11 protein-coding genes and 1 riboswitch are annotated in these 12,848 nt (G+C 39.0%); of the genes, 8 read left to right on the plus strand and 3 right to left on the minus strand.

Features of this window, described 5'->3' with window-relative positions; genetic code table 11:
- Nucleotides 1-14 precede the first annotated feature (14 nt).
- Nucleotides 15-2,207, plus strand: coding sequence for a YheC/YheD family protein (locus tag AC1RFD_RS03600; RefSeq protein WP_259419106.1), 2,193 nt, complete (start codon nucleotides 15-17; stop codon nucleotides 2,205-2,207).
- Between the two features lie 76 nt (nucleotides 2,208-2,283).
- Here the strand turns inward: AC1RFD_RS03600 and AC1RFD_RS03605 are convergent, their stop codons facing one another.
- Nucleotides 2,284-3,495, minus strand: a complete 1,212-nt coding sequence (locus AC1RFD_RS03605) for an ATP-grasp domain-containing protein (RefSeq protein WP_048390271.1) — start codon at nucleotides 3,493-3,495, stop codon at nucleotides 2,284-2,286.
- A 140-nt stretch (nucleotides 3,496-3,635) separates the two neighbouring features.
- Between AC1RFD_RS03605 and AC1RFD_RS03610 the strand changes: the two genes are divergently transcribed.
- Both AC1RFD_RS03610 and AC1RFD_RS03615 read left to right on the plus strand, forming a co-directional pair.
- Nucleotides 3,636-5,030 (plus strand): Mur ligase family protein, encoded by a 1,395-nt coding sequence (locus AC1RFD_RS03610; protein ID WP_492474500.1) that lies wholly within the window; start codon nucleotides 3,636-3,638, stop codon nucleotides 5,028-5,030.
- A 141-nt stretch (nucleotides 5,031-5,171) separates the two neighbouring features.
- Nucleotides 5,172-6,557 (plus strand): UDP-N-acetylmuramoyl-tripeptide--D-alanyl-D-alanine ligase, encoded by a 1,386-nt coding sequence (locus tag AC1RFD_RS03615; protein ID WP_492474501.1) that lies wholly within the window; start codon nucleotides 5,172-5,174, stop codon nucleotides 6,555-6,557.
- A 329-nt stretch (nucleotides 6,558-6,886) separates the two neighbouring features.
- Here the strand turns inward: AC1RFD_RS03615 and AC1RFD_RS03620 are convergent, their stop codons facing one another.
- The gene (locus tag AC1RFD_RS03620; RefSeq protein ID WP_492474502.1) at nucleotides 6,887-7,828 is read right to left on the minus strand and encodes a C40 family peptidase; all 942 of its coding nucleotides are present in this window, start codon (nucleotides 7,826-7,828) and stop codon (nucleotides 6,887-6,889) included.
- A gap of 241 nt (nucleotides 7,829-8,069) precedes the next feature.
- Nucleotides 8,070-8,435: a VOC family protein gene (locus AC1RFD_RS03625; protein ID WP_048390278.1), complete on the minus strand. Its 366-nt coding sequence runs from the start codon at nucleotides 8,433-8,435 to the stop codon at nucleotides 8,070-8,072.
- 458 nt (nucleotides 8,436-8,893) lie between these two features.
- Nucleotides 8,894-9,085: riboswitch (cobalamin riboswitch) on the plus strand.
- 30 nt (nucleotides 9,086-9,115) lie between these two features.
- Here AC1RFD_RS03625 and AC1RFD_RS03630 point away from each other — a divergent pair.
- The 5 genes from AC1RFD_RS03630 to AC1RFD_RS03650 all read left to right on the plus strand — a co-directional run bounded on the left by AC1RFD_RS03630 (nucleotide 9,116) and on the right by AC1RFD_RS03650 (nucleotide 12,760).
- A complete protein-coding gene (locus AC1RFD_RS03630) occupies nucleotides 9,116-9,238 on the plus strand; it encodes a hypothetical protein (protein ID WP_004229388.1) in 123 nt (40 codons plus the stop codon).
- Between the two features lie 62 nt (nucleotides 9,239-9,300).
- Nucleotides 9,301-9,468: a hypothetical protein gene (locus AC1RFD_RS03635; protein WP_167444835.1), complete on the plus strand. Its 168-nt coding sequence runs from the start codon at nucleotides 9,301-9,303 to the stop codon at nucleotides 9,466-9,468.
- Between the two features lie 88 nt (nucleotides 9,469-9,556).
- Complete coding sequence (locus AC1RFD_RS03640; protein WP_231595547.1) at nucleotides 9,557-10,186, plus strand: TetR/AcrR family transcriptional regulator; 630 nt, start codon at nucleotides 9,557-9,559, stop codon at nucleotides 10,184-10,186.
- 15 nt (nucleotides 10,187-10,201) lie between these two features.
- Nucleotides 10,202-11,221: a 2,3-butanediol dehydrogenase gene (locus tag AC1RFD_RS03645; RefSeq protein ID WP_490761489.1), complete on the plus strand. Its 1,020-nt coding sequence runs from the start codon at nucleotides 10,202-10,204 to the stop codon at nucleotides 11,219-11,221.
- Between the two features lie 177 nt (nucleotides 11,222-11,398).
- The gene (locus tag AC1RFD_RS03650) at nucleotides 11,399-12,760 is read left to right on the plus strand and encodes a PepSY-associated TM helix domain-containing protein (protein WP_333879907.1); all 1,362 of its coding nucleotides are present in this window, start codon (nucleotides 11,399-11,401) and stop codon (nucleotides 12,758-12,760) included.
- Nucleotides 12,761-12,848: the final 88 nt, after the last annotated feature.

The raw sequence follows: 12,848 nt of genomic DNA on the forward strand, positions 1-12,848 counted from the left end.
AGAGAGAGAATCTAATGAAAGGAAGTTTAGCTATGACGATTATTGGTATGCTGCATCATCGACTTGATCCAACAACAGTGCTCAAGTCCTATGCCTTTGCAGCAGTTGCGAAAGCTGAAGGCGCAACATTTTTTTACTTCACACCTAAAAGTGTGGACTTTGCCAAACGTTCTATTCGAGCAAAGGTCTATGAGAATGGACAATGGCAAGAGAAAACAATGCCCTTTCCTGATGTTATCTATAATGCAGGAAGCCCTGAGAAATTATCTGTCTCGAAGGAGATTATTGACCGTTTAAAAGAGGAGATTCCATTCACAACCCATTCAATCGGGAACAAATGGAATGTGATGAAACGATTAAAGGAAGCGAAGGAATTTGAACAGTATTTGATTCCCTCTGAAATTGTAAAGGATGCCGATTTATTTCATAAGTTCGTTAATTATTATAAACGAGTTGTGTTTAAGCCAATTGATGGACGAAAAGGGAAGGGTATTTATTTTATAACGAAGGCGGGAGCCAAATATTTTGAGGTGCGAAAGGATAGCACCACGACAACCTATACAAAGCCACAATTGGATGCATTGATAAAGGAGCAACTTGCGTCTGGCACCTTTATTATGCAGCCGTATATTCAATCTGTTACAAAATCTGGTCAGGTCTATGATTTCCGCCTGCATGTTCAAAAAAATGGAGAAGGTAAATGGGTAGTGACAACGGTGTATCCACGCATTGCACCGAATGGCTCCATCATACCGAATATTAATAACGGTGGCTATACCAATTATTTAGATCCTTTTTTGGAGCAGGAGTTTAAGGATGAGGCCTATAATATTCGGCGAATGCTTGAGCATTTTTCACTGGCGCTGGCACATCATCTGGATGAAATTCAAATGGCGAAATTTGGGGAAGTTATTGATGAAATTGGCATTGATGTAGGGTTAGATCAAAATCAAAAAATTTGGATGTATGAGGTCAATTGGCGCCCAGGCTGTCCTCCTGCCTTTTACTTGGAATTAGATGTGGTCATTCATTCCATCCGTTATGCCATGTATCTTGCCAAAAATCAAAAACCGCTGAAAAAGAAAATTGTCCAACAAAAAACGAAGCAGGTGGAGGCAAAGAAAACCCTACCTATTATTGCGATTACAGGAAGTGCAGGGAAAACCACAACAAAGGCATTTGTGGGTTCGATCTTATCGAAAAAGTGGAATGTATTTGAATCAAAGGATTATTGGAATACGACGGAGCATACGAAAAAGCATAAGGAAGAAATCAATGATACACATCAGGCCGTTGTATTAGAGTATGGTATGGCTTACCCAGGCATTATTACCAATCACTGTAGCATCATCCAGCCGAATATTAGTATTGTAACGAATATAGGCTTAGCCCATGTTGGGAACTTTGATGGAGATGTAAAGGGTGTTGCCAAGGCAAAATCGGAATTGATTCATGGTATGGATCAACAGGGATTACTCATTGTCAATCAAGATGATGACAATTCAAGATACTTAGAGACACAGCAATTTAAAGGGAAAATCATCACGGTAGGCATTAAAAAAGAAGCGGATTACCGTGCATATGATTTGCAATATAAAGATGTCGGCATGTCCTTTAAAATGAAGCTGCATGGGCAAGAAATAGAATTATATATTCCTATTTTAGGAGAACATCATGTATACAACGCATTGAATGCAGTGGCAGTGGCTGATCTTTTAGGATTTAGTCCACTTGATATTCAGGCAGGGCTCAACTTTAAAAAACCACCAAGACGTTTAACGATTTATAATTGCCGTGATGATATAACGGTTATTGATGATACCGTACACTCTCATCCGCAGGGGGTTCGTGCTGCGCTCGATGTACTGAAGAATATCGCGACAAATCGCAAGGTAGCCATTATTGGACAAATGCGAGAACTTGGTGTCTTGAGGGAAGAGGAATATCGTAAGGTTGGAGAGTACGTGTATGAGATCGGCATCGATGAATTTATTACCTATGGCTTTAGGACAGATGAAATGAGTAATGCTGCCATCGCGAAGGGCATGGACCCATCCAGAGTACATCATTTTATTAATAAAGATCAATTGCATGCCCTCCTTGAAAAGCTCATTAAGCCCCATGATACCATTCTTGTGAAGGGTGCAAGTAAAACCAATATGTTTGAAACCGTGAAGTTTTTAGATCAAACGTTTAAAGAAGAATAATTGCTTACGACTGATGAAGATAAAAAAGCCCGAGTAACTGTCCACTGGCAAGCGGCAATTATTCGGGTTATTTTTTTCAAACTCTCAAAATGAATTTTATTTCCTTCGCTGCAGTGATTGCGTGATTTCTTGCTTCCTTCAAGGTTGCTCCCTCTGCAATGACATAGGCGTAACGATGACCCATCGATAAAGGTGGGGTGAGGAGGGTGCCTCTTCTTGGTTTGACATATACTTCAACGACGCCAGTTGATCTTGTCGCTCTTGCCTTGCCAATAACCTTTTCTAAAATTCCTCTACTTTCCACAATGACATATTTTGTATACACAAATTTTTTATGTCTTGGTTGCAGATTAGGCTGTTCTCCTAGCAAAATCTTCAGTGTTTCTTCTACTAAACTAAAACCTAGAGCTGCTTGTAGCATATTATTCATAGCGCCACCTGAAATTCGAGGATTGATCTCGATAAGTTTCCAACCATTTTGGGTTAATCGAAGCTCTAAGTGAAGAGCCCCATTCTCAATACCAAAGGCTTTCACGATGGAATGGAGTACCTCCTCGATGCCTGATTGGATGTCTTTAGGGGCTTTCACTAGAACACCATAGCCAGTAATGATAAATCGTTTTCCTTGGGTAATTTCTTGCTCAATTATACCAATGACATGTGGTTGTCGTTGATAAACAACCGCCTCTACTAAATATTGAGGGCCATCTAGATATTCTTCAATCATGATGGTTTCATAGGGATTTTTACTGCGTAGTGCTTTGAGGTGGTTATTGAGCTGGTCGGCATCCGTTGCTAGTAAGACATCTTTTGAGCCAGTTGATTTAGGAGATTTTACGATTAATGGAAAGGTTAAATTTTTAGCTATAGGTTCGTTCGGTTTCATGAGCGAAAATTTTGGTGAGTATGGTTGGTCTTGTAAAAACTTTCTTGTTTTTTCTTTATCCTCCATAGTTTCAATGGCACTGGAGGATGTATAGTTCTGACAAAATTCATCACATAGTATTGAAGCAATATGGACAAATGGATCAACAAAACTAACTATACTTTTAATATTTAATCCAGCTTTTCCTAGTTTCTCAATTTCATCTTTCATGCTCTCGATATCAAAAGTATCAATGAGTATCATTTTATGGATGTCGGGGTAGGCTCTGCGCTGCTGAAGTTGTTTTTCATTATTTGTGAAAAGTACTGTGAAGTAGCCTAATTTTTCTGCTGCCCTTGTTGCTTCACGACTAGACCCAGATTTGTTTGTACCGATAAATACAATGGCTTTCAGGTATATCACTCCTTCTATTGGTACTTAGATACTTAATCACCTTTATATATATGCAATGAAATAGATTTCCTCTAGTTATGTATCTTGTCTACATCCAAGCAACTTTTAAAAGGTTACATATACTAGAAAAGAAAGGAGGGAGAAAAGATATGAAGCCTCTTTCGGTGAAAAATTTAGCAATGATTACGGCAGGCTATCTAGTGCACGGGTCAGAGGATACACTGATTCAGCATGGGGCTTATCGATTAAAGCAAGTGAAAAAGTCCAATACGGCCCTTTTTACAAGTAAACGTATTGTTAATTGGAAAAATCTTGAGCCACTTTCTCCTCTAGTGCTAGTGACCGATAGAGCTTATCGGCCAACTGACATTCCCAATCATGTCATTATGATACAGGTAGCGAATGCAGAAGAGGCCTATTGGAAATTTGTCCATTTTTATCGCAGCCAGTTTCATATTCCGATTGTCGCGATCACAGGTACATCAGGCAAAACAACGACAAAAGAGATGATTAAACATATTCTTTCGGCTGATCGGAAAGTGACTGCGACGACATTGAGCAGCAATTCTAGAACGGCTTCTTTGCAATATTTACTGGGCATTGAGGATGAAACCGAGGCTGCCGTTTTTGAAACAGCAGTGGGCTCACCTGGAGACGTTACGAATGCAGGGAGATATTTCAAACCGACAATCGGTATTATTACGAATATCGGAGCCCATCATTTAAATTATTGCAAAACATTAGAAGGCTATATTCAAGCAAAGGGAGAAATGCTAGATATCATTCATCCAAAAGGTACATTAATTATCAATGCTGAAGATGTGAATACGAAAAAAATAGATGTTTCGAGATTTCGTGGGCGTTTGATTAGGGTAGGAAAGCATGACTCCTGTGATTTTCGCGCAAGCCATATCCACTACTATCAAAAAGGGATGAAATTTATTCTGCATCATGATAGAAAAAGCTATGACATACTTGTACCAGGGTTTGGAGAGCATCAGGTTTATAATGCTCTTGCTGCCATTGCCGCGGTCCATGATATGGGGATCCCTATTCCAGTCGCAGCACAACAGCTTCAATCATTCCGTCAATTAAAAAAACAACTGCAACTCTTTGAGGGCATTAATCATTCCATGTTATTGGATGATACATGGAGTATTACAACCACTTCCTTAGAGGCTGCCTTAAAAGTGTTGAATGAATTAGGTGACGGAAAGAAAAAGATTGCGGTTATTGGTACGATTACCGATTTAGGTTCATGGGGCTACATTATTCACGAACAGGCGGGTGAATTAATTCAACGTATTGGCGTGGATGTCCTGATTACCATTGGAGAACACGCAAGGATTATGGCTGATCATGCAGTAAAGCTAGGATTTAGCGCGCCTGTTTATACATTTAAAAATAGTACGCTAGTCTACCCGTTATTGCAGAAGATTGTGGATGAAAATACCATCATTCTCATAAAGGGAGATATGTATAGCAAACAGGTCTCTAAACTAGCAACGGAGCTAAAGCTAAAGCCTCCACCACCTGCTGATTAGCTTTTTCAATATAGGATATTGACTGTGCCACATAGAAGAGCTTTCTAATAAGGTATAGTAATTGATCAAAAAGCAGCACGCTAGATCAAGAGAAGAAATAAGTCATCTACAAGATTGATAAAGAGAGGAGGCGTAGTACACTTGCAATCCATTAGTGTGCAGAAACTTAGGAATGTCCTACAGGGAAAGCTCATTCACGGATCAGAACAATGGTCTGTTAAGCAGGCGATCTACTATAATCGGCATGATTTAACAAAGAGCCATTCGCTCCTGTTTGTTAGTCGAAACGATCAAATCAATTGGCAAGAGATTGATCGGAAAGGTCCGTCTCTTATCATATCCGATAAACCGTCTACAGAGTTAAAAAATGCACTGGAGAATACAACCGTTTTACAAGTGAAAAGTGTTGCACAGGCATATTGGACATTTATCGAGTATTATCGTGGGCTCTTTGAAATTCCCGTTGTGGCTTTAACAGGAACTTGTGGGAAAACAACGACAAAAGAGATGTTAAAACATATTGCTAGTAAGCATTGGCAAGTGCAAGCATCCATCAGTAGTAAAAACGAGCCAAGGCAATCATTACCTTATTTAACGGGCATTGACGATAAAACACAAGCCGCTATCTTTGAATTAGGCTTAGGGAATACGGGGAATATTAAACATCAATGTATGATCTATCAGCCAACTATTGGGATCATTACAAACATTGGTGTGCATCATCTAGATGGCTGTCTCAATTTGGAGGGCTATATTAAGGCTAAGGCAGAAATTGTGGAAGGCATTAAAGAAGATGGCACGTTAATCATCAATGCTGATGATGCCAATACTAAAAAAATCTCATTGAAAAGATTTAAAGGGAAGATTATCAAGTTTGGCTTACAGGATACGGCAGATTACAAGGCTTCGAAAGTGGAGTTTGCCAATACGGGCATGAGGTTTGTTTTAGAGGTAGCGGATGAAACATACAATGTGTTTGTCCCAGGTTATGGAGAGCATCAGGTCTATAATGCCTTAGCCGCTATTGCAGCTAGCCATGAAATGGGGCTGACCATTCGTCAGGCAATCGCAGGACTAAGAACATTTAAACAGATGGCAAGACATTTAGAATTTACGACAGGACTTGGTGACAGTACAATTATTGATGATACATGGACAAATAACCCAACATCTGTAGAGGCAGCCTTAAAAGTGCTAGATACGGTGGGAAAAGACAAAAAGGTCATTCTTGTTTTAGGGGATATAAAGCGATTAGGCAATTTTGAAGAAAAATATCATCGCGAAATCGGCTCCATGGTAGCACTAAGAAAGATCGATACATTGATTACCATCGGCAAAAGGGCAGAGAAGATTGCCGATCAAGCGCAAAAGGATGGAACCAGCGCAGAGGTTCATACGTTTAAAGAGGTAGCAGGCGTTTTAGAATTATTGACACCAAAGCTAGATGCAGACACAATAGTTTTAATTAAGGGACCGATGTCTAGTAGATCCATGATCGAATTTGCCAATAAACTAAAAAACGCATAGAAAAAGGGTGTCTCAAAATGAATGAGACACCCAATTCTTACTTATTTTAAAACACGCCGAGCTGTTACCCATGTTTGCTTAAACTTTGTTTCACAACAGTTCGTAGTCATATTAATATATTGATTACTCCCTATAATAGATCCTCGTTTGTGTGATTTCTATTGGTAGAGATGAATAATAAATCTACTTTTTGAAACTGATATTTTTGAATACGTTTACCAACTAAAGCTTGTGTTTGCTAATTTATTCTTCAACTCAATACCATGTTTCTTAAAGACATAGTAAGTAAAACCACTTGTAAAAGTCAGTGCACTTAACAGGGCGTAGAGTTATTTAGTAGAGATAACGCGCTTCGCAGTAATATAGTGTTGAGCATAATAATCAACAAATAATACTCTTGTCATGACACCATCGGAATTAGGGATGATGATACGGTGATCGCCTGCATAAATCCCTACAAGAGAAGGTTTTTTTGAACCTTTCACACTATTAAAGAAGACTAAATCACCCTTTTTCAAATTAGCACGCGCTACAGTTGATCCTTTGCTCATTAAACTGCTTAAAGAAGTTGATCCGAGTTTAACGCCACTTTTACGATAGATGAAATCGACAAATGCTGGAGCGGTAAAGCGTAGACTTGACTCATTTGTTGTCGAGCTAATCGATACTTTATTTTTATAAGTCAGCGCATTCTCAACAATTTTATCGCCTTTTGTTGCAGGGTTGGCTGATAGCAGAGTAGGTAATACTCTACGTGCCGATACATAGTTTTCTTTATAATACGGCTTACTATTTAAATCAGAGATAACTATATTTCGTTTGGTATCAGCCATATGGATGATTTTATTGTCGCCAATATACATGCCGACATGGTCGGGATCAGTCCCTGTTTTTTTACTTTTAAAGAACACTAAATCGCCTTTTTGTAATTGGTTTCTCGCTACATAAGTCCCTTGCTGAATCATATAATTTTCATTATACGTACCAAGGTCTACCCCGTTTTTCTCGAAGATGTACATTAAAAATGAAGCACAAGAAAATTTGTATGGGTATGTAGGCTTGTAAACCGAATTGCTGTATGTTGCTTGCCCCATTAAGCTTTTACCAGTCTGAATTAATTGGTCTGCTTTTGCAGCTACCGCCTGTGCGTTGTTCTGAGCATTTGTTGTCGCAGCCTCTACTTGTATTGGCTGGATCGCTGTTTGCACCATTCCAAATGAACTAAATCCAATTGTTAATGCAAGTGTTGTAGATAAAAATCGTTTATTCATGTTGTGTAACCTCCTAAAGCATCTAGTAGGATTTCTCCTGTATACCTTTGCCATGGAAATAATCGTAGCATGAAAAAGTAGGGCTTCTGAGCGGTAAATGTTACCAGGGTAACTGAAGGGAGGGCTTCAACACTTGCTATAAAAGGCTTTATCAAGGGAATTTACAGTTTTATTACAAATGTTTCAGTAAGATGTAATATGGAACAATTCCATGAAAAAAGCTGCCCCAAAACGAGGCAGCCTACACGATTTTCTGTATCATTTCTACACGATTACCAAAGGGATCACGGAATTCAAAACGCTCGTAATGAGGAATAGGCACAGAATCGAGTATTTTGATTTGATGAGCTGCGAGTTTCTTCCGCCAATACTGAATATCCGCTACTTGATATGCAATATGCGCCTTTGTGGTCAAACGATCGAAGCCATCCTCTGTCCCTACATGGACCTCCTGTTGACCAAGCTGTAACCAAAATCCCCCACGTCCTTTGAGAGAATCAGGCTTCTCTAATTCTTGAAGTCCTAAGACATGACAATAAAAATCCTTCCCTTGCTCCTCACAACCTTTCGGAATTGTAATTTGCACATGATGTAAACCCATTATCATCTCAGACCGCCCCCTTTTTTTCTTAATTATAGAGTAATTTCTAAATATTTGAAATGGATGGGAGGATAGAATTTGAACTAGCGGATAGAACTTCAAAAGTGGAGGATAGAATTCAAAAACTGGTGGATAGAATTATCAAATTGAAGGATAGAGTTTAAACTAGCGGATAGAATTTCAAAAGTGAAGGATAGAATTCTAAAACTGGCGGATAGAATCATCAAATGGAAGGATAGAGTTTAAACTGGCGGATAGAACTTCAAAAGTGGAGGATAGAATCATCAAATGGAAGGATAGAGTTTAAACTGGTGGATAGAACTTTAAAAGTGGAGGATAGCGCTTCAAATTAAGTGGATAAAACCTCGAAAGAGAGGGATAGAGCTCTAAATCTAATCTTTAGAACTTCAAAAGCCCAACATTTCTATTCTGTTAAGATTTAATACTATGGTATAATAATAAAAACGGAATAATAGGATAGAGGTACAAATTAGATTTTTTAATTTGTTTAAAAGGGAAGATCGGTGTGAATCCGACGCTGTCCCGCAACTGTAAATGGGAGCACATTTCAAAAGGCCACTGTTACGAGTCGTAATGGGAAGGTGAAAGGTGTGATGAACATAAGCCAGGAGACCTGCCTTTATCTAGTACAGCCAAAAAACCTACGCGGATAGGGGGTGTTGAGTGTGACTAGAGAATTTCTCCTGCATGCTCATAGTACGATGATTGCTAAAAAGGGTGCTTCTATGTTTAATAGAAAGCTTCTTTCCATCTGGCAATCACCGTATTATGTCGTGTATTTGTCATAGTAGACATCTTTCTGATTAGGGAAAGATGTTTTTTTATGGAAAAAATTAAAGGAGCGGTCCACATGAATCCACAAGTTGTTGAGTACTATGAAAGCTTATTCAAATTTGAAATTATGCAAGAGCCTAAACCCTTAAAGGAGCTTGTCGAACAATATGTTGGGCATGATGCTTCACATGAGCAATCTATTTTAGCAGCATACGCAAATGTTTTGAAAGAATTAAGAGGATAGAATATGTTTGGCTACTTCGAAAAACGAAGTAGCCATTTTTTAATAAGCGCATGCTTTGACAATTAATAATAGTAGGCGTAAAATTTCGTTGAACAATTGTTTTGAACGTTTGTTCAAAAAAGAGGTGAGAACTATCGATCAAAAAGAAAAAAATAAAGAGGTAAAGGATCAAATTTTACAAGCGGCAAAAACCTTGTTTTCATCAAGGGGCTTTGATGGCACCACGGTGAGACAAATTTGTGAAGAAGCAGATGTGTCACTTGCACTTGTTTCCTATCATTTTGGTGGCAAGGAAAATGTCTTTAATGCATTATTTGAACCGCTACGCCACACCTTTATGAATGCTCATTATGACGTTCAAGATTCAATCGGTGCGCTTCGTAGCTTTTGTCGTAACTTTGTTCTTTACCGAATCCAGGAGCATGAGTTAATTGATATATTACAGCAAGAAATAGTCATGAATAGTCCTAGGCTTGAGATGCTAAAGGATGTGTTTTTACCTTCCTGGGAGCAACTTCGGACAATTTTATTGGCTTGTCAGGAGCAACAGACCATTTACTTCGAGTCACTTGATGTTGCACTGAACTTTATTATGGGAACGTTAATGTATTCGTTGAACAATCCCTTTTTAAACCGTTCTTCATTACAAGCAACACCCGATCAGATTGCGGAGCTTGCAGTGAACTTCGTGTTACATGGTCTTCAAACAAACTTATAAAAAGAAGGTAATAGAATGAAAGCAGCAAAATTTTACGGTGTAAAAGATATTCGAGTAGAGGAGGCACAACTGCCAGCACTAGAGCCAGGCATGGTGAAAGTAAAAGTTGCCTTTGCTGGAATTTGTGGTAGTGATTTACATGAATATGTTGGTGGGGCTTATGCATTCCGTACACAACCCGTATTAGGGCATGAATTTGCAGGTGTCGTTGTAGAGGTTGCAAAAGGCGTTACACAGACAAAAGTAGGAGATCGTGTGGCAGTGGAGCCACCAATTCCATGTGGTAAATGTGATAATTGTCGACGTGGCTATTCCAACTTATGTAAACGTGGTCAATCTTATGGCTATACAATTTCTGGCGGATTTGCAGAATATGCAGTTGTACAAGAAGAAAATATTCACCTTCTTCCTGACAATATGAGCCTAGAGCTAGGCGCACTTGTTGAACCTACAGCAGTAGCGGTACATGCAGTGCGTCAAAGTCAATTAAAGCTAGGCGATACAGCTGCTATTTTTGGTGCGGGTCCTATTGGATTATTGGTCTTGCAGGCTGTGAAGGCAGCGGGAGCAAGTGAAATTTTTGTCGTAGAGGTTTCGGATGAACGACGCCAAAAAGCACTTGAATTAGGCGCGACCTATGTCATTAATCCAATTGATACGGATGCAGTAGCGTTTATTCGTGAAAAAACAGCTGGTGGGGTCGATGTAGCGTATGATGCAGCAGGTGTGCAAGCAACATTTACTAGCGGTGTGAGTGCTGTTCATCCAGGCGGCGAATTTAAAATCGTCAGCGTATGGGAAAGACCTGTAGAATTTAACCCCAATGCGGTGGTTTCTCCAGAGGTAAAAATCAGTGGCTCGTTCGCCTATGTGAATATTTTCCCTGAAGTGATTCGATTACTTGCTCGTGGTGTGATTGATGGACAAGCTGTTATCACAAGCCAAATTGCTTTAGAGGATATCGTGGAAAAAGGCTTTGAGGCTTTAACAAAAGATCGTAGCCAATGCAAAATTCTTGTAAATATGAATTTGTAATTTATTGAAATCATATCCGAACTTGAGGTTTGGCTATGATTTTTTTGGCTACCTTAATAATATAATACCAATTGGAATACATTTGTTTGTCATAAAACTGCCTTTAGGACTTCATTCATATTTCACTTTTTATTTATATAATTAATCTGCTATAAATAGAGAGATTGGAGATTAAATATGAAAAATTTGCTTTATTCTAGATTTTGGCGGCTACATTTTTTCGCAGCACTTTTTATTACGCCTTTATTGCTGTCTCTCACATTAAGTGGGATTGGTTATTTGTTTTTTACAGATGTAGAAAATCGCTTATATGACGATTATTTCTTTGGTGAGAGCCATAAGGAAGAGGTCTTAACAATTGATGAGGCCGTGGAAAAAGCGGAGGCGGCATTTTCAGGATACTCTACTACGAAAGTGATTATGTTAGAGGAGCCTTATAATACGCGTTTAACTTTATCAAATGGCACTAAACAAAAGTACGTATTTTTAGACGATCACAATCAAATGGTTGGTAGTCAGGACGCCGATTATACATTTTCAAATATTATGCGAAATACCCATAGCTCTCTCTTTATTGGTGGTACCTTTGTAAATTATTTAGTAGAGCTGGCAGCTTGTTGGACGATCTTTTTATTACTGTCAGGGCTTTATATGACATTCAAAGGAAATCTCTTAAAGAAGGGCAAGTCGGAGAATAAGAGACAAAAAAGTAAGAGGTTGCATGCACTTGTTGGGACAATCATTACGATTCCGATGGTGATGTTCATTTCGACTGGGCTATTATGGTCTGCTTTTCAAGGTTCCATGCTTGCAGATATAGCGTCAGAAAATCCTACTTTTGGGTATCCATTACTCCAACAAAAGCCACCAACATCTGATGTCTCTGAAATACCATGGGCGACTCGTCAATTAGAGGCACCGACATCAGAAGGAGAACATGCCCAACATCATGGCGGTGGAGCTGTCCGTTATACGAACGATAGCCAAATGACGATTGCTCAGCTTGAAAAAGAAATCAATTCGATGAACATTGCTAAGCCTTACTCTATAATTTATCCGTCAAACGATGAGGGCGTCTATACAGTGGCGAAGGCTAGTAATTCTGGTGTAACAGGGCTAGATGTAAAACCCACAGCGGAAGCCACAATGTATTTTGATCAGTATAGTGGCAAGTTTATCGATCAAGTGAATTATGACGATTATGGCCCATTAGCTAAATTCTTTACATGGGGAATACCATTACATGAAGGGCATTTATTCGGCTGGCCGAATAAGCTTTTAAACTTAGTGGTTTGTCTAGCCTTTTTAGCCGTAATCGTGTGGGGCATTCGCACTTGGATTTTGCGTAGAAAAAAAGGGGAGCTGTCTGCACCACCGCAAATTTCTCATAAAATATCCATGCCATTTATCATTTTCCTTGTCATATTAGGGATTATGATGCCGCTATTTGGTGCGTCATTAATCGCTGTGGTAGTAATTGAATTTATCCTTTTAGGTTGGCAAACAAAGAAGAAGCTAAGAGCACAAGAAACTAAATAAAGCAAAGATGATACGGCACAGCGGGTTTGTGCCGTATCTTTTTTTTGTTTATTTCATTTATAGGAACGCAATACTATACTGAAGCGGC

This window comes from Lysinibacillus sp. GW823-FHT02G10, from assembly GCF_058797135.1.